The organism is Aquabacterium sp. (assembly GCF_036279675.1).
Classification (GTDB): Bacteria; Pseudomonadota; Gammaproteobacteria; order Burkholderiales; family Burkholderiaceae_C; genus Aquabacterium.
This window is the reverse complement of the sequence record NZ_DASUIS010000082.1, coordinates 1-20,386: the sequence shown is the minus strand read 5'-3', so window position 1 is coordinate 20,386 and position 20,386 is coordinate 1. Positions and strand designations below refer to the sequence as shown.

18 protein-coding genes and 1 pseudogene are annotated in these 20,386 nt (G+C 62.3%); 14 read left to right on the top strand and 5 right to left on the bottom strand.

Annotation, left to right across the window (positions count from 1 at the left end):
• The first annotated feature begins 8 nt into the window (after positions 1-8).
• Together VFW93_RS10055 and VFW93_RS10050 are read left to right on the top strand one after the other, a co-directional pair.
• Complete coding sequence (locus tag VFW93_RS10055) at positions 9-1,136, top strand: deoxyguanosinetriphosphate triphosphohydrolase (RefSeq protein WP_329693860.1); 1,128 nt, start codon at positions 9-11, stop codon at positions 1,134-1,136.
• 75 nt (positions 1,137-1,211) lie between these two features.
• A complete protein-coding gene (locus VFW93_RS10050; protein ID WP_329693859.1) occupies positions 1,212-1,790 on the top strand; it encodes a hypothetical protein in 579 nt (192 codons plus the stop codon).
• Between the two features lie 9 nt (positions 1,791-1,799).
• Here the strand turns inward: VFW93_RS10050 and VFW93_RS10045 are convergent, their stop codons facing one another.
• On the bottom strand, positions 1,800-2,171 hold the full coding sequence (locus tag VFW93_RS10045; protein WP_329693858.1) for a hypothetical protein: 372 nt from the start codon (positions 2,169-2,171) through the stop codon (positions 1,800-1,802).
• A 191-nt stretch (positions 2,172-2,362) separates the two neighbouring features.
• Between VFW93_RS10045 and VFW93_RS10040 the strand changes: the two genes are divergently transcribed.
• The 5 genes and pseudogenes from VFW93_RS10040 (at position 2,363) to VFW93_RS10020 (ending at position 7,968) form a co-directional block, all read left to right on the top strand.
• Entirely contained in the window at positions 2,363-3,379 is a 1,017-nt protein-coding gene (locus VFW93_RS10040; RefSeq protein ID WP_329693857.1) for a glycosyltransferase family 2 protein, read from the top strand.
• A gap of 90 nt (positions 3,380-3,469) precedes the next feature.
• On the top strand, positions 3,470-4,933 hold the full coding sequence (locus VFW93_RS10035) for a class I SAM-dependent methyltransferase (RefSeq protein ID WP_329693856.1): 1,464 nt from the start codon (positions 3,470-3,472) through the stop codon (positions 4,931-4,933).
• Complete coding sequence (locus tag VFW93_RS10030; RefSeq protein WP_329693855.1) at positions 4,930-5,967, top strand: glycosyltransferase family A protein; 1,038 nt, start codon at positions 4,930-4,932, stop codon at positions 5,965-5,967. Before VFW93_RS10035 ends, VFW93_RS10030 begins: the two co-directional genes overlap by 4 nt.
• Positions 5,968-5,982: 15 nt before the next feature.
• Positions 5,983-7,083: pseudogene (locus tag VFW93_RS10025) on the top strand (DegT/DnrJ/EryC1/StrS family aminotransferase); the annotation flags it as partial.
• A gap of 105 nt (positions 7,084-7,188) precedes the next feature.
• On the top strand, positions 7,189-7,968 hold the full coding sequence (locus tag VFW93_RS10020) for a class I SAM-dependent methyltransferase (protein WP_329693854.1): 780 nt from the start codon (positions 7,189-7,191) through the stop codon (positions 7,966-7,968).
• Between the two features lie 81 nt (positions 7,969-8,049).
• Here the strand turns inward: VFW93_RS10020 and VFW93_RS10015 are convergent, their stop codons facing one another.
• From VFW93_RS10015 to VFW93_RS10000, 4 genes are read right to left on the bottom strand one after another with little or no spacing between them, the layout of a single operon-like run.
• The gene (locus VFW93_RS10015; RefSeq protein ID WP_329693853.1) at positions 8,050-8,811 is read right to left on the bottom strand and encodes a class I SAM-dependent methyltransferase; all 762 of its coding nucleotides are present in this window, start codon (positions 8,809-8,811) and stop codon (positions 8,050-8,052) included.
• Between the two features lie 27 nt (positions 8,812-8,838).
• Positions 8,839-9,918, bottom strand: coding sequence for a hypothetical protein (locus VFW93_RS10010; protein ID WP_329693852.1), 1,080 nt, complete (start codon positions 9,916-9,918; stop codon positions 8,839-8,841).
• Between the two features lie 8 nt (positions 9,919-9,926).
• Positions 9,927-11,429, bottom strand: coding sequence for a hypothetical protein (locus tag VFW93_RS10005; RefSeq protein ID WP_329693851.1), 1,503 nt, complete (start codon positions 11,427-11,429; stop codon positions 9,927-9,929).
• 57 nt (positions 11,430-11,486) lie between these two features.
• Positions 11,487-13,418 carry a tetratricopeptide repeat protein gene (locus VFW93_RS10000; RefSeq protein ID WP_329693850.1) on the bottom strand — a complete coding sequence of 644 codons (1,932 nt, stop codon included), beginning with the start codon at positions 13,416-13,418 and terminating at the stop codon, positions 11,487-11,489.
• Positions 13,419-13,764: 346 nt separating this feature from the next.
• Here VFW93_RS10000 and VFW93_RS09995 point away from each other — a divergent pair, with 346 nt between their 5' ends.
• From VFW93_RS09995 to VFW93_RS09965, 7 genes are all read left to right on the top strand, one after another.
• The gene (locus VFW93_RS09995) at positions 13,765-14,610 is read left to right on the top strand and encodes a flagellin (RefSeq protein WP_329693849.1); all 846 of its coding nucleotides are present in this window, start codon (positions 13,765-13,767) and stop codon (positions 14,608-14,610) included.
• Positions 14,611-14,858: 248 nt separating this feature from the next.
• Positions 14,859-15,707 carry a flagellin domain-containing protein gene (locus tag VFW93_RS09990; protein ID WP_329693848.1) on the top strand — a complete coding sequence of 283 codons (849 nt, stop codon included), beginning with the start codon at positions 14,859-14,861 and terminating at the stop codon, positions 15,705-15,707.
• A gap of 139 nt (positions 15,708-15,846) precedes the next feature.
• Positions 15,847-17,325, top strand: coding sequence for a flagellar filament capping protein FliD (gene fliD, locus VFW93_RS09985; protein WP_329693847.1), 1,479 nt, complete (start codon positions 15,847-15,849; stop codon positions 17,323-17,325).
• A 183-nt stretch (positions 17,326-17,508) separates the two neighbouring features.
• Complete coding sequence (fliD, locus tag VFW93_RS09980) at positions 17,509-18,828, top strand: flagellar filament capping protein FliD (protein WP_329693846.1); 1,320 nt, start codon at positions 17,509-17,511, stop codon at positions 18,826-18,828.
• Positions 18,829-18,967: 139 nt separating this feature from the next.
• Positions 18,968-19,396, top strand: coding sequence for a flagellar export chaperone FliS (gene fliS / locus VFW93_RS09975; RefSeq protein ID WP_329693845.1), 429 nt, complete (start codon positions 18,968-18,970; stop codon positions 19,394-19,396).
• Positions 19,397-19,434: 38 nt separating this feature from the next.
• A complete protein-coding gene (locus tag VFW93_RS09970) occupies positions 19,435-19,740 on the top strand; it encodes a flagellar protein FliT (RefSeq protein ID WP_329693871.1) in 306 nt (101 codons plus the stop codon).
• Positions 19,741-19,756: 16 nt separating this feature from the next.
• A partial coding sequence (locus tag VFW93_RS09965) for a flagellar brake protein (RefSeq protein WP_329693844.1) occupies positions 19,757-20,386 on the top strand: 630 nt, incomplete at its 3' end.

The window sequence follows — 20,386 nt, the reverse complement described above, 5'->3', positions numbered from 1 at the left end:
ACAAACCGATGTGGTTAGCCCCTTACGCCAGTCAGCCTGAGCAAACAAGGGGGCGCCGCTTCCCCGAACCGCCCGCCCCCACGCGCAGCGACTTCCAGCGTGACCGCGACCGCATCGTGCACAGCACGGCGTTTCGGCGCCTGGTCTACAAGACCCAGGTCTTCCTCAACCACGAGGGCGATCTGTTTCGCACCCGCCTGACGCACTCGCTGGAGGTGGCGCAACTGGGGCGGTCCATCTCCCGCTCGCTGGGTTTCAACGAAGACCTGGTCGAAGCCATCGCGCTGGCCCATGATCTGGGCCACACCCCCTTTGGCCACGCGGGCCAGGATGCGCTCAACGAGTGCATGAAGGGGCACGGCGGCTTCGAGCACAACCTGCAATCGCTGCGCGTGGTGGACAAGCTGGAAGAGCGCTACCCCGGCTTCGACGGGCTCAACCTGAGCTTTGAAACACGCGAAGGCATCCTCAAACACTGCTCCAAAGTCCATGCCGAATTGCTGGAAACGCAAGAGCCCAATGGCGTGGGCCGCCGCTTTCTGGATGGCACCCAGCCCAGCCTGGAAGCACAGTTGTGCAACCTCGCCGACGAGATCGCCTACAACGCGCATGACATCGACGATGGCGTGCGCTCCGGCCTGATCACCGTCGAGCAGCTGGAAGCCGTGCCCTTGTTCGTGCGCTTTCGTGACGAAACCCTGTCCGAGCACCCGCACGCCACCGGTCGTCGCCTGCTGTTTGACACCATCCGCCGCATGCTGTCGCAACAGGTGTACGACGTGATCGACGCCACGCGCGCCCGGTTGGCCGAACACATGCCGCTCACGGCCGATGAGGCCCGCAACTGCCCGCCGCTGGTGCGCTTCAGCCAGCCCATGCGCGAAGCCAGCACGCAACTCAAGCGCTTCCTGTTCAAGGAGCTTTATCGCCACCCGCAGGTCAACGAGACCACCGCACGGGCCAAGCTGGTGCTGATCGAACTTTTCAACGCCTATGTGGATCAACCTGAGGCCATGCCGGCTGATTTTGCTCGGCGCGACGACCTGCACCGCTCGGTCGCGGACTACATCGCCGGCATGACCGATCGTTTCGCAGTGCGGGAACACGAACGCCTGACTGGCCGCAAACTCTTCTGAAGCCCGGACAAACCATGATGGTCCCTACAATCAGCTGAATCGCGTCCGATACAACGATCAGTTTCCGAGAGCACCATGGCGTTCACGTTTTCCCATCCGCATGCAAGCAGACTGGCCCTGGCTGCCGGCCTGGCCGTCTGCGCCCCTTTCGCACAGGCCGCCGTGCTGGATTTTGAAGACAAGGTCTGCGCCAGGAGCCAACCCATCTGCAACGTGGGCGAGGTCTACCGCGCCAAAGGCTATGTCCTGAGCTATGCGCCGGCGCCGGATGACGAACACCCCATCGGGTTTCATGTGGTGGGCCGCCAGTGGGCGCCCAATGTCGGCGGCAGCATCGCCCTGCTGGCCAACAGCTGCAATGCCATCACCACGCTGGCGTCGCAAGCCGGCAAGCCTTTTTCCGTGCTGACCATGGATCTGGCGGAAGCGAATGCCGACAGCCCTTCCCGCGTGACCTTCACCGGGCTCAAGACGGACGGCACGACCGTGCGGCTGGCTGTCAATCTGGACGGCAAGCCCGGATGGCAGCGCATCGTGCTGCCCGGGACGTTCTACAACCTGATTTCACTGCAGTGGGTCCAGGGCGACTGTGTCGACAACAAGTCGCACATGTTCGACAACATCCTGGTCATGCCCGGCATCTCGACGCGCTGAGCCCTCCGCTCAGAACGTCAGCTCATAGCGCATGGTCACCCCATCGCGCTTGAAGCCCACACGATAGTTGTCAAAGCAGATCTCGGCGCGGCGGTTGAAGTGCAAGGCCCCCTGCTGCTGCATGGCGGCACCCTGATTCTGGCCGGCAACAGGCTCCCACTCGATGCGCACATCCTTGAGCTGCTCGGACAGCAACTTGCCCACCAGGCGCGCCAGCGTAGGCACCGCTGACGCGCGGCGCTCTGCCGGAGGCTCCGACGCCTTCAGATGCGCCTGTACCGTACTGAGCTGTTGCACCACCTCATTGTCGGCATCTTCCGCACGCGCAGTCACCATCATCGACATCAGGATCGACAACACCAGAATCAGTCGTACACGCATGGGGCTCTCCTGCATCGACTCGGATTGAGCTTAGTACCTGAGATTGATTCTGCAATGGTGTGATCACGGGGTAAGCCACCAGTAGAGGCTTGCCAAGGCCTCTATTTAGGTGTTGTCCCAGGCCCTGTTTCGGGGTTTGGCCCTCAAGTTCGACGCCACAATGCCGAGCACCTCACCCACTCGGACTGTCCATGCCCCGCATTGCCCTGGTGATGATTGCACGCGATGAAGCGCGCTGCATCGTGCGCTGTCTGCGCAGCGTGCGTCCCTGGGTCGACGACATGATCGTGCTGGACACAGGCTCCACCGACCAGACCATCGCGCTCGCCAAAGCCGAAGGCGCACAGGTCCACCACTTCACCTGGATCCACGACTTTGCGGCAGCGCGCAATGCCGCCCTGGCCTGCAGCGATGCAGACTGGAACCTGATCCTGGATGCCGACGAAACGCTGGACGAAGGCGGCCCGCTCATTGCCGCCTTGCGCACCAAGCAGCCCGACTTCATCGGCCGGATCGACGTACGCAGCAGCTACGCCACGGATGGCCAGCAGCCCGCCCACGCCGCATCCAGCTGGCTGCCCCGCGTGCTGCCCAAGGGGGTTCGTTATGAGGGGCGTGTGCACGAACAACCCGTGTCCCCCCTGCCACGCCACGATCTGGCGGTGACCGTCGGGCACGACGGCTACATGCCCGCGCAGATGCTGGCCAAAGGCAGCCGCAACCAGTCCCTGCTCAAGCTGGCGGTGGCGGAACAACCGCAGGATGCCTACCTGCACTATCAACTTGGCAAAGATGAAGAAGTGCACGACCGCTTCGACACGGCCTGGCAGGCCTACGCGCACAGCCTGCAATTGCTGGGACCACAAGCCAGGCGAGATCCCCCCTGGCGCCATGACCTGATCCTGCGCAGCCTGTACACGCTCAAGGCCAAAGGCCAGGCAGACGAGGCGATCCACCTGGCGCAGGCTGAAATGCCCAACTGGCCCGACTCGCCGGACTTCTTCTTCGTGCTGGGCGACGTGCTGCTGGACCTGGCCATGGCCCAGCCCGCCCAGGCCGGCGACATCCTGCCCATGGTGGAAAGTGCCTGGCGCCAGTGCCTGAGCATCGGCGAAAACCCCGCCCTGGAAGGCGCCGTGCACGGCCGGGGCAGCTACCTGGCTCGCCACAATCTGGACCTGCTGCTCGGCACGATGGCCGCAATCTGAAGGGTTCCCGCCTGCTCAGGCCGGGATTAATGCACTCTTCGCGCACCTGATTGGCGGATCGGCCCTGGGCGAAAAGCCCATCATGGCAGTATGAATGCACCTGCCACTTTCAATGCGCCCCCACCTGCCCTGATCGTGATCAGCGGTGGTGCGCCGGCCTCCAACAGCCACGAGCGCGCGGCCCGCGCGGCAGCGCCCGCCCTGCAAAAGCTGCTGGCGGCCCTGCCTCCCGCCGCCCGCGTGCTGGAGCTGGGCTGCGGCCTCGGCGAACTCGCCCAGGCCTACAAGGCGCGCCATGGCGAATGCCACTGGGTAGGCGTCAGCAGCCATCCAGTGCAGCCTGGCCAGGTGCATGCAGCCGTCAACCAGACACTGAGCGTGGATCTCCATGCCAACAGCATCCTGCACATTGGCGCCAGCTTCGACCTGATCATCGTCAACCGGCTGGAGCACCTGCCCAACGCGGCCCGGACGCTGGCCGAACTGGGCGAACTGCTGACGCCAGGCGGCAAACTGTTCGTGCTGGCCGAAAACCATGCCTGCCTGTCTGCCATGGCACATCTGGTCGAGGCGGACCCCTCCACCGGCATCGCCGCCTTGCCCGACGATCCGCTGGGCATGGACAAGGCCCATCCCCGCTTCCAGTCCCACTCCACCATTTTCAAGCTGCTCCTGGATGCAGGCTGGACGCCATCGCTGGCGGACCACGTGCCCGAACAAGCCGTGGACGACAAACTGGCTGCGGCCGTGCGCTACATGGGCGATGCACTGGGCGTCCCGCCTGGCTGCGCCGACCGCGTCCACCGCATGAAGCATTTCATCATCGGCTGTCAACGCCAGTTCGATGACGCCGTTGCGCCCTCCTCGCGTGCGTTGTTCGATGTGGTGGTGCCCACCACCAAGGAACAGCAACTGCGCGTCAACGTCGAACAATCGCCTGGCCTGCAAGAAGTGCAGGCGCGCATCATTTCCTACCGCCATGCGGCCACGCCAGCCGAAGCGCTCACCCAATCGCTGCAGCACGTTGGCAGCGACTGGGTGTTGCTGTGCCATCAGGACGTGTACTTTCCCAAGGGGTTTGGCCAGCGCCTCAACGCACTGCTGTCCGCCATCTCGGCCGAAGACCGCCCCAAGACACTGCTGGGCTTCATCGGCATGGGGATCAACCGCCAGACCGAGCAGCCTGAAGCGGCCGGCTTTGTGATCGACCGCGTGAACTGTGCCGACCACGCTGAATCAGATGCCGTTGTGTCCATCGACGAGCTGGCCCTGGTCATTGCCAAAGACTCGCTGCATCAGATAGACCCCCACATCGGCTGGCACTTGTGGGCCACCGATCTGTGCCTGACGTCGATCTGCACTCACCGCGTGTTTCCGCGCATCGTGCGCATGCCCCTGTTCCACAACACACACAGCGGCTGGCAACTGCCCGAATCCTTCTACGACTCGGCGGAATACATCCTGCAAAAGCATTCGTCCTTCAGCACCATCCATTCGCTGTGTGGCGTCATTGATCAGGGCTTCGTGGCCCGACACCGGAGCACCAAGCCATGACCCAGATCACCACCCTCATTCCGGCCTACAAGAAGGAATACCTGGGACCGCTGTTTCTGGCCCTGCGCCGCCAGAGCTTCAAGGACTTCAAGGTCATCATCTCGGATGACAGCCCGGGCGGCGTGATCACCGACATGATCCGCAACCGCCACTGGGGTGACCTGACCGCCGAGCTGAACATCACCGTGGTCCGTGGCCCGCAGAACGCGCGCCGCAACCACGAACAGTTGCTGGACCTGTGGGCAGGCCAGACGCCGCTGGTGCACTTCAACCTGGATGACGACCTCATCTACCCGGAGTTCTACCGCACTCACGTGGCCGCGCACATGGCGGCGCCCTGCTGTGCCTCCGTCAGCCAGCGATGGCTGAGCCATGACGACGGCGTGCCCGCCTGGACCCTGCCCCTGCCGGACTTCGTGCATGAGTGCAACGGCCACGTGCTGCAACCCACCACGTCCGAGCTGTTCGACAGCACCGTGGGCACCTGCCAGAACTGGCTGGGCGAGTTGAGCAACATGGTGTTCTCGGCCGAGGGCGCGGCGCTGTACCCACGCCCACCCGCCAATGACCTGAGCTACTACGGCCTGCTGGATGTGGGCGCCTTGCTCAACGCCAGCCAGCACCTGCCCGTGACATTCATCCGCGAGTACCTCGGCGTGTTCCGCCAGAACGATCAGCAAACCACCACGATCGGCACCCACAGCCACGGTGGCCGGGTGGGTTTCCTGGCCTGGGTGACCTACGCCCTGGCAGCATGGCGAGATGGCCACATCAGCCCCGAAACGGCCATTGGCGCCATCGGCAAGGCCACGCAACGCATCGTGCACCACTTCCATGACGACACGGTCATGGCGGAATACTTCCACATCCTGGATACCCAGGCAGGCTCGCTGGACCAGCTCTACCTGGCCTACCGGACCTTCTGGCTGAAGCTGCTGGCAGGCAACCCTGGCACCAGCGCCGCCATGCCTGCACCCGCTGCCGCGGCTGGCAGCCGCAGCAACCAAAGCGAGCTGGCCGACGCCACGATCTGAGCAGGACCCACGCGCATGAACACCAAGCCCCCCATCTATGTGACCCAGCCGGACTTGCCGCCGCTGGAGGAGTTCATGCCCTATCTCCAGCAGATCTGGGACAGCAAGATCCTCACCAATGGCGGGCCCTTCCACAAACAACTGGAAGCCGAACTCGCCGAGTACCTGGGCGTCAAATACATCTCGTTGTTCACCAATGCCACGATCGCCCTGGTCACCGCGCTGCAATCGCTGCGCATCAGCGGCGAAGTCATCACGACGCCGTATTCGTTTGTGGCCACGGCCCATTCGCTGCTGTGGAACGGCATCAAACCCGTGTTCGCCGACATCGACCCGGACACCATGAACCTGGATCCGGCCAGCATCGAGGCGGCCATCACGCCGCAGACCACGGCGATCATGCCGGTGCACTGCTATGGCCGCCCTTGCGACGTGGAAGCCATCCAGCGCATTGCCGACGACTACAACCTCAAGGTCATCTACGACGCGGCGCATGCCTTCGGCGTGAAGCAGCATGGCCAGAGCATCCTTCAGCATGGTGACCTGTCGGTATTGAGCTTCCACGCGACCAAGGCGTTCAACACCTTCGAAGGCGGCGCGATCATCAGCCCGGATGCCCGCACCAAGCAGCACATCGATCACCTCAAGAACTTCGGCTTCGTCAACGAAACGACCGTGGTGGCCACCGGCATCAACGGCAAGATGAGCGAGCTCAATGCCGCACTCGGCCTGCTGCAACTCAAGCACGTCGGCAAGGCCATTGCGCGCCGACAGGAAATCGATGCGCTTTATCGCCAGTTGCTGACGGGCGTCAAAGGCATTCGCGTGTTGGAGCCAGCTGCCGACACGCAAGCCAATTTCTCATACTTCCCGATTCTGGTCGAGCCGGACTATCCGCTCAGCCGCGACGTGATCTACCAGCAGATGAAGGATGCCGGCATCTATGGCCGACGCTACTTCTACCCGCTGATCTCGGATTTCCCGATGTACCGCGGCCTGCCCTCGGCCCACGCCAGCAACCTGCCTGTGGCCAAGGCCACCTCATCAAAGGTCATCTGCCTGCCCATCTACCCGGCGCTCAGCGACGAGGACGTGGCCAGCGTGGCGGCCCTCATTCGCCACCCCCAGTTGCCACCGATTGCGCCCGCACCTGCTCCCAGCAGCCTGGAAGCGCATCACGCCGGCACGCCGGTCTGACCCCGGACCGAACAGGAACACAACATGCCCTATTGCTGCGTATGCGACCAAACCGTCTCAGCCTGGCTGCCTTATCCTCATGCGCAGAGCCGCAGCCCGCTGATGCAGGTGCTCGACACAGTGGGCTCGGATCCCGATGTGTTCATGTGCCCGGTATGTGGCTGCCATGACCGCGACCGGCACCTGTGGCTGTACATGCGGGCTTCGGGTGTCAAGAGCCAGCTGAAAGGCGCGAGCATCCTGCACATGGCGCCGGAACCCCATCTGGAGGTCCTGATTGAAGCGACTCAACCAGCCCGCTACATACGTGGTGACCTGCATCCGCAACGCCCCCATCTGCAGCGCGTGGATCTGGAAGATCTGCCCTTCGAGGACAACAGCCTGGACCTCATCATCTGCAATCACATCCTGGAGCATGTGCACCATCCTGAGGTGGCACTCTCGGAGATCCATCGCGTGCTCAGGCCAGGTGGCATCGTGATCGCGCAGACGCCGTACGCGCCCGGCCTGAAACACACTCTGGAAATGAAGACCGTACCGGACTCGCAAACAGCCCACTTGCTGTATGGCCAGGCCGATCACGTTCGCCTGTTCGGAGATGACATCAGGGACTACTTCCACGCGGCGGGCCTGCAAGGCGACCTGCTGGACCATCAGGCCTTGTTGCCAGGCGTGACCAAGGCGGAGTTTGGCTGCAACGAGCGTGAACCTTTCTTTGTGTTCTGGAAGGCGCAGCAAGCTGTTGCCACGGATGAAACGGGCATGAGCCACGACACGGCAGCGTCACAGGTCGAGACGGCATAGCACCCTCCCTTTGCCATCACGCCGCCTCATGAACAAGGCCCGCACGCAGCGGGCCTTTTCATGGGTACACCAGGGTCGTCTTCACACCAGCACACGGCTGCGCATCTTGAACAAGGGGCGGTTCATGAACTCGCCGATCTGGTTGTTGCGCGGCAGGTTGTCCTCGCTGATGGGCTCGTAGACACGGCTGACGGGGTTGGGCACAGTGACCTCCTCGATGACCCAGCTGTCACCAACACCCTGGGCCACGAAGTCGATGAGTGCAGCTTTCTCGCCGCCTTCGAACAAGGGGCAGCGCACATCGCCCTTCCAGTTGAAGCCCAGTTGCAGCATGAGGACGCGCGTGAGGCCGGCCATGTGGCGCAGGCTCCTGATCATCTGTTCACGGGCCGCATCCACGCTCAAGCTCTGGTCGCCGAAGTCATCACCCAGGTGGTGCAGCACGTTGAGGCAATAGGTGACATCGAAGGTCTCGGTGATAGACGCCAGGAAGTCGAAATAGCTGGCGTTCATGCGCAGGCGATCGGCCAGGCCCGCCTGCTCTGCGCAATGGGCCACGAAAGCGGCATGCTCCTGGTTGCCTTCATAGCAGGTCACGTGCTGCGCACCGCTGTCGAGCGCGCCAAAGCTGAAGTAACCCGTATTGGCACCGATGTCCAGCACGCGCGCGCCCAGCAGTGGCAGCGCACGGTCGAAATAGGTCTGCCGCTCGACTTCCAGTTTGCCCGCAGGCAGATCGCTGGTGTCACCCAGCAGCCTGGCGACCAGCGGATGCACCAGCTGGTAATTCGCATGCTTGCTGCGTTGCAGGTAGAGGTCCTTGAGGGAAGGCGTCGAGGGCATGATGGTCTCGTCCGTTCAATAAATGGTTCAGTGGCAGGCCTGCAGCGCCCGGGTATCGTCTCGCGCGTAAACGTCATGGACCGACAACAGCCGTTCGCGCTCTTGAGGACTGATGGCCTGTCCTGCAGGATGCACGACCCCACCGGGCTGGTGAGCGCCATAAGCCCAGGCGTAACAGGCGTTTTCCGGCAGCTGTGCGGTGATCGTTGGCGTATCGAAGCCTTGATCGCGGGCAAACAGCCGCAGGATGTCCGGGCATACATCCAGGGCGAGTTGCAGCGGCCCCCAGAAACGTGGATTCACTTCGATGTAGTAGAGCCGCCGCTGGGAAGCGATGACTTCCAGCATGAAGGCCCCGTGGTAACCCCGGGCATGCAGCCGCTGGAACAGGTTCAATTCATCCAGACCGGGGTTGGCACAAGGCCGGGCCAGCACGATGGACTTGCCACCGCCTTGTTGCATCAGGTTGACTTGCCAGAAGGAAGCAAATTCGCCATCACGGGCCAGGTAGCCACACAGATAGTGGCTTTGTCCGGTGATGAAGTCCTGCGCAAAATAGGCCTGGCGATCGAGCCCGTGCAAGGCCTGCTGCAAATCAGCATCCGTGCGGCACAGCAAGGGATAGCGCACCCGCCCCTGGCTCACGTTCTCATGCGGCTTGAGCACACATGGCGCATGCCACTGGCCTTCAGGCTGCGTGCCAGGCAGTTGCAGATCGGCGCACAAGCTGGTCATCAAGGCCTGGCTGCTGTGCTTGCCCGTCAGTTGCTCGTAAATCGCCTGCTCGGGCAAGCCAATGTGCAGGCCACTGTCAGACAGGTCCGCGCGGTGGTTCAGAACAAAGTGATTGATGAACTCGGTGGTGGGGCAATAGACCAGTTCACCCCCCAGGCTGTCGGCCAGCATGCGCAGCCAGGATACGGTCACCAGTGGATCCAGGCGGTTGAACACCACCTGCTCCGCCCAACGCGTACGGTGGATGGCATCGGCAGCGCCGGCCGCCACGATGACAAAGGGCAGGCGCGCCTGCTCGAAGAACCGGCACAGCGCCACCACGGCGCGGTCGTTGTGGCCGGAAAAGAGCAGGAAGCGACGCTCATCAGCCATCAGGCACCTCAGGCAACCAGTCGGGCCGATGGCTCTGGCGCTGGCTGGGGCAAGTCATCCGGCATCGAGAAGTCCGCCTGCATGGTGCGCGCCAGCGTGCGTTCATGCGCGGAGGTCTCCACCTTGATCAGCAGCACGTTCATGGTCGCAGCCTGTTCACGCTCGCACACCTCGTTGCGCTCGTTCATGTACTCGAAGCGGTCTACATGGAAGCGGTGCTCGAACCACCCCACTTGCCAGAAGAGCTCGCTGAAGTACAGCCAGGTTTTCTCATTGAAGGCGCGGCGGTGGGTGGGGTCCTGCCAGGCGCGCATGGCCTGCTCATGGGATACCTGCACGATCAGCTTGCCGTGGGTCTTGAGCATGGCCAGGCAGTTGCTCATCAACATGGGCAGGTCGGTGGCCTGCTCCAGCGCCGTGCTGGCGTAGATCAGGTCCACGCTGGCAGGTTGCACATCGATGGGGCCTGTCTGGGGCGTCTCGCCCACAAAGGGCAAGCCGATGGGCAGCGACAGATCACCGATCACATCAGGCTGCACCAGCTCATGGACATCCACATTCAACCAGCCCGGCAGGTAGTCGTTACCAGAGCCCACGTGCACGCGCTTGGGCTGCCATGGTGTCGCCGGGCGACGAGCCTGGTGTTCACGGCCAAAGCCTGCGGCGAAGGCCAGCAGATCGGCATAGGCTTCAATCGGGTCAGCGGCCTCGAAGGCCTTGAGCGCGGCGCGTGCTTCTTCGAAAAACGCCGGGGTCGCAAAGTGTTCGCTGAAATACGCTTCCAGTTGGTCTTCGCTCAGCCAGAGCACACTGTCTTCGAACGCGGCATGCGGACGCGTCTGCTGACGACGCTCCGAAATGACGGGCGTGCCCAGTGACAGGCAGTGCGAGGCGCGCGCCTGCTCGAAACGACTGGTCTCGTAGAAGTGCGCATTGAACACCGCCTTGGCCTGCACGATGTAGGCGTCGCGTTCCGGGCCGTACAAGGCGCCATCGAACATGCTGACCTGTACGCCCGTTGACTCGATGCGCTGAATCATCGCGCGCCTGCGCTCGTTGAGGCTGCCAATGAACAGCAGATCGATGGGCCGGTCTTCCAGCGGGATGGCCTCATCCTGCTGCAGATAGGGGGCGTGCAGGAAGGGCACCACCATGACTTCTTCCGGGTGCCGTGAATAGGCCTGGATGTTGTCATGGTCATAGTCCACCACGGCCGAGGTCTGCAAAAGCGCGACGTAATCGCGCGAGACCGCAGCCCCGCCCTGCCCCAGTTGCTCCAGGTTGACGAACACGCAGCTGTAACGCTCGCGCAATTCAGCCTCGAACCCCAGATGGGCGCCGAAGATGAAGTTGACAGCATCATGGCGCAGGCGGTTCTTGCCCATGGAGACCTCTGCCCCCATGCGCCTGAACTGATGGCGGAAGTAGCGGGCCTGATCCAGGAAACCCAGGGAGTGCACGTAGCCCTTGGGCTGAACGATGCTCAGGTGGATGCGGGGCAGTTCATTCATGACGGCGCTCCGGTTTCCGCTGGAGGAGACGAGTGAGGGGCTCATGCTGTTTCTCCTTCAGCTCAGGTGATCGGGGGGCAGGCCCTGGGCCTGGCGCTCGGCCATGCGCCACAGCAGGTCGCCAAAGTCGCGGGCATAGGCGTCACTGTCAAACAGTGGGGCTTCATCGCGCGCGCGGTGCAGGCTGGCCCTGATGGCCTCTCGCTGCAGTTTGTCTGCAGCCAGTTCCTGCACCTTGGCCATGTAGCCATCCGTGTCGTGGCTGATTAGATCAGGCTGACCCACGTTGTGCAACAGGCTGGCGGCCACGCGTTGGGCGAAGCTGTGTCCGGCGTAAGTCACTACTGGCACGCCGGCCCACAAGGCATCGCTGACCGTAGTGTGGCCGTTACAGGGCCAGGCGTCCAGGTAGATGTCGGCCAGGGCAAAGCGGCTGATGTGTTCGCTGATATGGACCTTGGGGGCGAACACCAGCCTTTGCGGGTCGATGCCGCGTCTGGCGGCTTCGCCTCGCAAGACATCCCCGGCCGTGCCCAGCCAGTTCAGCAGCCACAACACTGAATTGGGAATGCGATGCAGCAACTCGCACCAGACATCGAACACTTCAGGCGAGATCTTGAAAGGCTGGTTGAAGCCGCACAGCACGATCGCATCGTCGGGCAAGCCGTGTGCGGCCCTGCTATCGGGCTGCGGCAGGGGGCGCTTGCGGTCATTGGGCTGATAGCAATGGGGCATCAGCGCCAGCTTCTCCGTGTAATACGGCGCTTCGCTCAGCGGGCTGACCAGGGCGTCGCCCACCATGTAGTCAATATAGGTCGCACCACTGGTGCCAGGAAAGCCCAGGTAGGTCACCTGCACAGGTGCGGGGCGATAGGCAAAGATGCCCAGTCGACCGTTCACCGTGTGACCCTTGAGGTCGATCAACACGTCGATCTGATCGGCCCTGATCTGCTCGGCCACCTGCTGATCGCTCCAGTCGCCCACCTCGACGAACTGGGTGGACACCGCCTTGATGCGACGACGCATGGGGCTGTCTTCATCAGGGCCATGCGAATAGAGATGCAATTCGAAGCGTCCGGCATCCAGCTTTTCCAGCACCTCGGCCAGCAGGATGGTGGTGGCGTGATGGTGGAAGTCGCAAGAGACCATGCCCACACGCAGCCGCTCCGGCATGGCACGCAACGGCAAGGGTGCCAGCGGTTTGACGCCATGCGCATAGTAGTTCGCACAGGCCTGTGCGGCCTTCAGCTGGCGGCCGACATCGCCATTGAGGGTGACGGCGGCAAACACCGATGACCAGCAGATCGAAGCAGGTGTCAGTTCATCCAGCAGCTGGTTGACCTCACCCATCTCACGCTCGGCGTCATCCCACTGGCACAACTCTCGCCGAATGAACAACATCAGGCTGCGTGCCGCCAGGTCGCCGCCAGAGAGATCCATGGCCAGCGCCGTGGTCAGGCACTCGATGGCTTCGGCCTTCATGCCCACGGCGTTGAAGCACAAGCCCAGTCGGTAGTGACTCATCGCGTGCGTCACGTCCATGGACAAGGCTTCGAACAGCACGTTGATGCCTTCTTTATAGCGCTGAGCACTGAACAGCGTGTTGCCCAGGATCTGCAGGTATTCCGCACTGGGGCGCAGGCCTTCCGGCATCTCCAGCATGAAGCTGGCGGCCTCGCTGTGGCGGCCAAGCTGGGTGAGGCACTCGCCCATGAACTGGCGAGCCAGCAAGTTGGCGGGCTCCTGCTCCAGGATGCGGCGTGTGTGCTCGATCGCGCGGTCCGCCTGGCGGGAGCGCAGCAAGGCACGTGCGAGATTCAAACGAAACAAGGTGTCAGCGGGGGCAGCCTTGCAGGCTTTGTCAAACTCCTTGACGGCGCCCTGCCACTCTCCCTTCTTGCTGAATGCCAGGCCGTGCTCCCAATGTTGATGAGCCTGCTTCAGAAGTCGTGCCTGCTGGCCGAAAACAGCTTGTGTCGAGGTTTGCATGGCGGATGACACCCATTTCATAAGGAAGAGGTGCCATCAGTCTAGACATCAGCGATTCCCATGGGGATCGGAGATGAACAGCAAAGCAATGTCATTTCTCTCGACACTATTTCACGAAAGCTGGTTTTGCAAATCACTCAAGTCCACACAAACGGGCGCCGATATGCAAAGCAACGGTCTTCAAGAATGGGTCCGTGGTCCGGTTAGCCGGCCGATGTTTCTGGTGGCAAGACGCCACTTCGGGCAATGCGGTTGACTAGCGACGGTCTGGCAGTGCGGTAGCTGTATCACCGCGTTTACATGCCGGCGCTATCTGCCGGGAGTTTTGCAACCATAGGAGAGCACCATGCCTTCAGTTATCAATACCAACCTGCTGTCGATGAACGCACAGCGCAACACCAGCGTTTCGCAAGCTTCGCTGACCACCTCGATGCAACGCCTGTCTTCTGGCTTGCGCGTCAACTCCGCCAAGGACGACGCCGCCGGTCTGGCCATTGCAGAACGCATGAACGCTCAGGTTCGCGGCATGAACGTGGCTGTGCGCAACGCCAACGACGGCATCTCGCTGGCTCAAACCGCAGAAGGCGCGCTGTCCAAGGTTGGCGACGCCCTGCAACGTATGCGTGAACTGGCTGTTCAAGCCCGTAACGCTTCGAACAGCTCGAGCGACAAGGACTCCCTGAACAAGGAATTCCAGCAGCTGTCGAAGGAAATCACCCGTGTGATCGGCGGCACCACCTTCAACGGACAGACCATCATCGGCTCCAACGCCGGTGGCAAGGACTTCCAGATCGGCGCCAACACCACATCCAACGACGTCATCACGGTCACCACGACCAACATGAACAACGATGGCAGCATCACGGCTGTCACGGGTGCCGCGTCCAAGATCGACAGCACGCAAGATGCTGCAGCCATCAAGACGGTGATCGACAACATCGACGGCGCCATCGACAAGGTCAACTCCGAACGCGCCATGTACGGCGCCACTCAGAGCCGCTTTGACTCGGTGATCTCGAACCTCCAGGTCTCCGTCGAGAACCAGACAGCTGCCCGCAGCCGCATCATGGATGCCGACTTCGCGACAGAAACGGCCAACCTGTCACGTGCCCAGATCCTGCAACAGGCTGGCAACGCGATGATTGCGCAGGCCAACCAGCTGCCACAGCAAGTACTGTCCCTGCTGCGCTGATATCTCGGCGCCACACGCCGGAAATACCGGCGTGTGCCCCGGCAAACGGTCATCAAGCCGCCTTCGGGCGGCTTTTCCTTTTACAGATTGGAATTGGGGCTTGATCGGGTCTTTATTCGCACTTTTGGTTCTCAAAAAAACTCCGAACATCCATACCACTGGCTGAAGGAATTTTTTTGGACTCCTTCGGCGACAAGCTGAAGGTCGGCGACATCGCCGGAAGTCTGACGAATTTTTAGGAGTGCGTTATGCCTCAGACGATCAATACGAACTTGAACTCGCTGAACGCTCAGCGCAATCTCAACACGTCGCAGATGTCACTGTCCGTGTCGATGCAACGGCTGTCATCGGGTTTGCGAGTCAACTCCGCCAAGGATGATGCTGCCGGCCTGGCCATCGCCGAACGGATGAATGCGCAAGTCAAGGGCATGAACGTCGCGGCACGCAATGCCAACGACGGCATCTCCCTGGCGCAGACCGCTGAAGGCGCCCTGGGCAAGGTCTCCGACGCCCTGCAGCGCATGCGTGAACTGACGGTTCAGTCCCGCAACGCCTCGAACAGCTCCAGCGACAAGGATTCCCTCAACAAGGAATTCAAGCAACTGTCGATGGAAATCGTTCGGGTGCTGGGTGCCACGACCTTCAACGGCAAGGACATCCTGGCCTCCGGTGCCGGCGCCCTGGACTTCCAGATCGGTGCCAACACCACGACGAACGACCTGATCACGATCTCGACGGCCAACATGCTGACCAACGCCAGCATCACAGCGGTCACCGGCAACACTGTTTCGATCGGCAGCGACGCCAACACCACCGCGCTGAAAGGCGTCATCGACTCCATCGACGGCGCGCTGGACAAGATCAACTCGGAACGCGCGGTCTACGGTGCAACGCAAAGCCGCTTTGACGCCATCATCTCCAACCTGCAGGTGGCGGCCGAGAACCAGACTGCCGCTCGCAGCCGGATCATGGATGCCGACTTCGCGGTGGAAACTGCCAACCTCTCGCGCGCTCAGATCCTGCAACAGGCTGGCAATGCGATGGTCGCGCAGGCCAACCAGTTGCCACAGAACGTGCTGAAGCTGCTGGGCGGTTGATCCCCCTCATGAACGCAGGGACAACAAGCCGGTTGCTCAAGTCCTGACGTTTCATGCCGAATTACACGATGTCCGGCCCTGACCGGACATCGGCATTTCATGCCCGATCCGGCATGAGCGGCGCAAAAGGAAGATCAACATGACCACCACTTCGGGATCAGCCTCCATCACCTCCCTGGGTGTGGGCAGCGGTCTGCAGGCAGAGTCCATCGTGACCAAGCTGGTTGCGCTGGAACGTCAACCCATTTCCCTTTTGCAGAAAACCGCCGACAAGATCCAGTCGAAAATTTCGGCGTTTGGTCAGGTGCAGTCTGCCATGTCCACCCTGAAGGATGCGGCGCAGAAGCTCGCCAACCCCGACATCTGGTACAGCACGACCTCTTCGTCTTCCGACACCAGCGTCGTGAACTTCACGACCTCCTCTGGCGCGGCCACAGGCAGCTACTCGGTATCGGTATCGGCACTGGCGTCCGGTCAGTCCGTCGTCACCAACACAGCGCTCACCGCGAGCACGTCCACATTGGGCAGCGGCACGCTCACCATCGACCTGGGCTCGCTGGACGGGACCACGCTCACGGCGAGCAAGACCACCACGGTCAGCATCGCCGCCACGGACACGCTCGAAACCATCCGCGACAAGATCAACGACGCGGGTGCCGGCGTGAGCGCCACCATCGTGAAGGATTCCAAAGGCGCGCGCCTGGCCATCAGCTCGAGCGCCACCGGCGCGGCCAATGCATTTCGCATTTCAGTGGATGACACCGGTGACGGCAATGCCACAGACAATGCCGGCCTCTCCGCTCTGGCCTACGATCCCGCCGCATCGCTGCCAGGAACGACCAGGACGCAGTCAGCCAAGGACGCCGCCGCGTCCATCAACGGCGTCGACGTCACATCCAGCACCAACAGTTTCGCCGACGTGCTGACCGGCATCAGCTTCACCGTGAGCAAGGTGACCAAGACGAGTACGGCAGACGTGCCGCCCGTGGTGACTGACAACCCAGCCACCGTCACGGTCAAGCAGGACAACGACACGATCACCAAGGCGATCAATGACTTCGCCACCTCGTATTCGTCCTTGATCACCCTGCTGCGCAACAACACCAAATATGACGACGCCACCAAGACCGCTGGCACCTTGCAGGGTGATGGCACGGCCGTGGGCATCCTCAATCAGTTGCGCGCCACGGTGGGCGGCACCGCCGGCAACTCCAGCGTGTTCACGACCTTGTCGTCCATCGGCGTGGAGGTGCAAAGCGGCGGTACCCTGACGGTCAACAGCACCAAGCTGACCAATGCCCTGGGCAAACTGACAGAAGTGAAAAAGCTGTTCGCCAACGCCAACCTGACCGACAGCAGCAAGGACGGCGTGGCCACCAAGCTGCGCACGCTGGCCAGCAACATGCTGGGCTTCGACGGCGCCTTGACCAGCCGAACAGCCGGCTTGAACAAGTCCATCCAGGACAACCAGAAGCGCCAGGACGAACTGGACTCGCGTGCCGCACTGTATGAAAAGCGGCTGCGTGCGCAATACACGGCGCTGGACCAGAACATGGCCGGCCTGACCAGCACAAGCAACTACGTGACACAGATGATCACAAACTGGAACAAGAGTTAGTGACATTTTCCCGGTAGCGGCCTCAAGAAGGCGCTGAACCAGCCGAAACCCAGGACAAGCGGTATGCCGCGAATGGCACGGTGCCATTCCCAACCGCATGTGACAGGTGAGATGAGGCGTTAGGACAGCACCATGGCTACCGTAGGCTCAGCATCAAGAGTTGACGGCGTTGACCTTCAGTTGATGGTCAACGCTTCGGCCTTTGCGCGCCCGCAAGCAGGTACAGCCGCCCCTCGCACCGCTGACGCCGAACCCGACACCCGCATTTCGCCTGCAGGCAAGCTGCGCAGCGCCACCTCCGCCGTGATGGACGCTGCGGCCCGCCTCAACAAGAGCCAGACCTGGCAGGCCACCAAGGCCACCTCTGACAACGAAGCCTTGGTCCAGGCTGTCAGCGACAAGGCTGCACCGGGCGACTATGCGATCAGCGTCGACGCCGTCGCCACCGCGCAGTCCACCACCTCGGCCAGTTTCTCGTCCTTGTCCACGGTCGTGGGCATCGGGACACTCAACCTGCAACTGGGCACCTGGAACACCTCCACCAGCACCTTTGCCACCAACCCGAACTGGCCCAAGGCCAGCGTCACCTTTGGCCCCAAGGACACCTCGCTCGAACACATCCGCGACAAGATCAACGCGGCCGGTGTGGGCGTGATTGCCACCGTCGTGAGCGACGCGACGGGATCCAGGCTGGTTCTGCGCTCGACTTCCACGGGCTCCGCCAATGGTTTCAAGGCGGAGGCCGAACCGGTCAACAAGGGTGACGACCAGGCTGCACAAACACTGGCTGCCATGGGTTTCAATCCGGCCCAGGTCAGCGGTGGTGCCGCGCTGACGCAAGCGGCACAGGACGCCAGGCTCAAGATCGACGGGCGCGAAGTCCAGTCTGCGCAGAACCTGATCGAGGACGAGCCCTCCGGCCTGACCTTGCGGCTCAATGGTCAGGCGCGCGGCTCCGCCACGATTCACGTCGAAACCGACACCCAGTCCATGGCCAAGGACATTCAGTCTTTTGCCCAGGCTTACAACAACATGGTGTCGCAGCTTGATCAATCGGATCAATCGCCTGGCGACAGCAGCGTGCTCGACGCCCGCGCCATCCAGCACAGCATGCAGGACGCGTTCAGCCCGAACAGCGCGGATGCCCCATCTTCCAGCTCGTCCTTGCGCGCCATCGGCCTGCAGCTCGAGGCGGACGGCCATCTGTCCGTCGACACGGCCAGGCTGAACCAGGCGCTCGAGCAGGATCCCCGCAAGGTGGAGCAGCTCTTTGATGCCACGGGTGGCAAAGAGCAGTCCTCCGGCATCGCCGCACGGCTGCTGGCCTTGCCGAGCGGGCAGACCACATCGACCGATGCGCCCTCGGCCAACGACACCAGCGCCCCGCAGCAGGCAGAGACCCCATCGTCTGCAGGAGCGCTGTACCGGCAGCGCCTGCTCGAGCAGTACGTCGCATCGTCCACGCACGAGGACGAAAACGCGATGACGGCAAACGAGGCCTGAAAACCGCCTATTTCCTGGGATCACATCACGCCCAGGAGTTCAAGCTGCCGGGGGTGATGCCGATAAAGCTCATAACGCTGAATTCAGCATTACCCAAGAGTTCCAGATGTACGCCACTGCTACAGGTTCTTCTGCCAGTATGTTCAGTTCCAAACAAATGAGCAGCGTCTACCGCCAGATTGACATCGAGACCGGTGTCAGCGGCGCCTCTGCTCATCAACTGATCACCCTGCTTTTCAATGGTGCACTCGACAGCATCGCCCAGGCCAAGGGCGCCATGCAAGCTCGCAACATCGAAGCCAAATGTGCCGCCGTCTCCAAGACCGTGCGCATCGTCGACGAAGGCCTCAAGGCCGGACTGGACATGCGCGCTGGCGGTGAACTGGCCCAGCACCTCAATGACCTGTATGGCTACATCGTCATGCGCCTGACGCAGGCCAACCTGCGCAATGACATCAATGCGCTGGATGAATGCGCCAGGCTGCTGACCCCGATTCGTGACGCGTGGGTGACCATTGCCCCCGCCGATGCCACTGTTGTCCGCGCAGCCATGGAGGTGCACGCATGAACGCCCCTGAATTGATCACTGCGCCCGACGAAGACCTGATGAACGGGAACCTGTTGAGCTACTACGAAGCCATCGAACACGCCAGCCTGGACATGCTCAATGCCGCCCGTGCCGGCGACTGGGACACCGTCGTCAAGCTGGAAGGCGCCTGCGCCGTGCTGATCGCCCAGCTCAAGCATGCCTCCGACGAGCTGCCTCTGGGGCCCGACGAGATCGCGCTCAAGAGCCGCATCATGCAGCGCATCCTGGTCAACGATGCCGAGATCCGCAACCTGGCGGAACCCTGGATCAACGACCTCAGCCGCATGATGGGCAACGCCACCGATCCCACCAAGATGCATTGAGCATCGAAGGGCCGCCATGCCGGGTTCACGCGCCGCCACTGCCGAACTGGACGACTACCGCATCACCTCGGAAGTCGAGGTGCAGGCCTACCTTCAGCAATTGCTGGATGCGCGCGCGCTGGTCACGCTCAGCGGCCCCAATGGCGACAGCTACACCACCCTGATGTGGGCGGCCGACAATGGGCGCAACACCCTGTGCTTCAGCGCAGAGGACGGCGATGCCCGCCTGGACGCCTTGCTGGAGTCCGGCGAAATCGTGGCTGTGGCCTATCTCGACAACATCAAGCTGCAGTTCGATCTGGAAGGCGTGGTGCACGTCAAAGGCGGGCATCACGCCGCGCTGAACGCACGTTACCCACGCGTGCTGTTTCGCTTTCAGCGCCGCTCGGCCTTCCGCGTCCAGCCACTCGCTGCCAAGAGCCCTGTGGCGCGGTTTCGCCACCCGGCCATGCCCGACATGCAGCTCGCCTTGCGCATCCTGGATGTCAGCCTCAGTGGGGTCGCGCTGTTCCTGCCCGACAACGTGCCGATGATCGCCGCTGGCGTCAAGATCGGCCAATGCCACCTGGATCTCGACGACGACACCAATATGGAAGTCTCGCTGCTGATCCACCACGTCACGGCCATCCACCCGGAATCCAAAGGC

Bases quoted from the DNA above. Each gene is read 5' to 3' on its own strand.
- VFW93_RS10055 (WP_329693860.1), top strand. From the start codon at position 9: ATGTGGTTAGCCCCTTACGCCAGTCAGCCTGAGCAAACAAGGGGGCGC.
- VFW93_RS10050 (WP_329693859.1), top strand. From the start codon at position 1,212: ATGGCGTTCACGTTTTCCCATCCGCATGCAAGCAGACTGGCCCTGGCT.
- VFW93_RS10045 (WP_329693858.1), bottom strand. From the start codon at position 2,171: ATGCGTGTACGACTGATTCTGGTGTTGTCGATCCTGATGTCGATGATG.
- VFW93_RS10040 (WP_329693857.1), top strand. From the start codon at position 2,363: ATGCCCCGCATTGCCCTGGTGATGATTGCACGCGATGAAGCGCGCTGC.
- VFW93_RS10035 (WP_329693856.1), top strand. From the start codon at position 3,470: ATGAATGCACCTGCCACTTTCAATGCGCCCCCACCTGCCCTGATCGTG.
- VFW93_RS10030 (WP_329693855.1), top strand. From the start codon at position 4,930: ATGACCCAGATCACCACCCTCATTCCGGCCTACAAGAAGGAATACCTG.
- VFW93_RS10020 (WP_329693854.1), top strand. From the start codon at position 7,189: ATGCCCTATTGCTGCGTATGCGACCAAACCGTCTCAGCCTGGCTGCCT.
- VFW93_RS10015 (WP_329693853.1), bottom strand. From the start codon at position 8,811: ATGCCCTCGACGCCTTCCCTCAAGGACCTCTACCTGCAACGCAGCAAG.
- VFW93_RS10010 (WP_329693852.1), bottom strand. From the start codon at position 9,918: ATGGCTGATGAGCGTCGCTTCCTGCTCTTTTCCGGCCACAACGACCGC.
- VFW93_RS10005 (WP_329693851.1), bottom strand. From the start codon at position 11,429: ATGAATGAACTGCCCCGCATCCACCTGAGCATCGTTCAGCCCAAGGGC.
- VFW93_RS10000 (WP_329693850.1), bottom strand. From the start codon at position 13,418: ATGCAAACCTCGACACAAGCTGTTTTCGGCCAGCAGGCACGACTTCTG.
- VFW93_RS09995 (WP_329693849.1), top strand. From the start codon at position 13,765: ATGCCTTCAGTTATCAATACCAACCTGCTGTCGATGAACGCACAGCGC.
- VFW93_RS09990 (WP_329693848.1), top strand. From the start codon at position 14,859: ATGCCTCAGACGATCAATACGAACTTGAACTCGCTGAACGCTCAGCGC.
- fliD (WP_329693847.1), top strand. From the start codon at position 15,847: ATGACCACCACTTCGGGATCAGCCTCCATCACCTCCCTGGGTGTGGGC.
- fliD (WP_329693846.1), top strand. From the start codon at position 17,509: ATGGTCAACGCTTCGGCCTTTGCGCGCCCGCAAGCAGGTACAGCCGCC.
- fliS (WP_329693845.1), top strand. From the start codon at position 18,968: ATGTTCAGTTCCAAACAAATGAGCAGCGTCTACCGCCAGATTGACATC.
- VFW93_RS09970 (WP_329693871.1), top strand. From the start codon at position 19,435: ATGAACGGGAACCTGTTGAGCTACTACGAAGCCATCGAACACGCCAGC.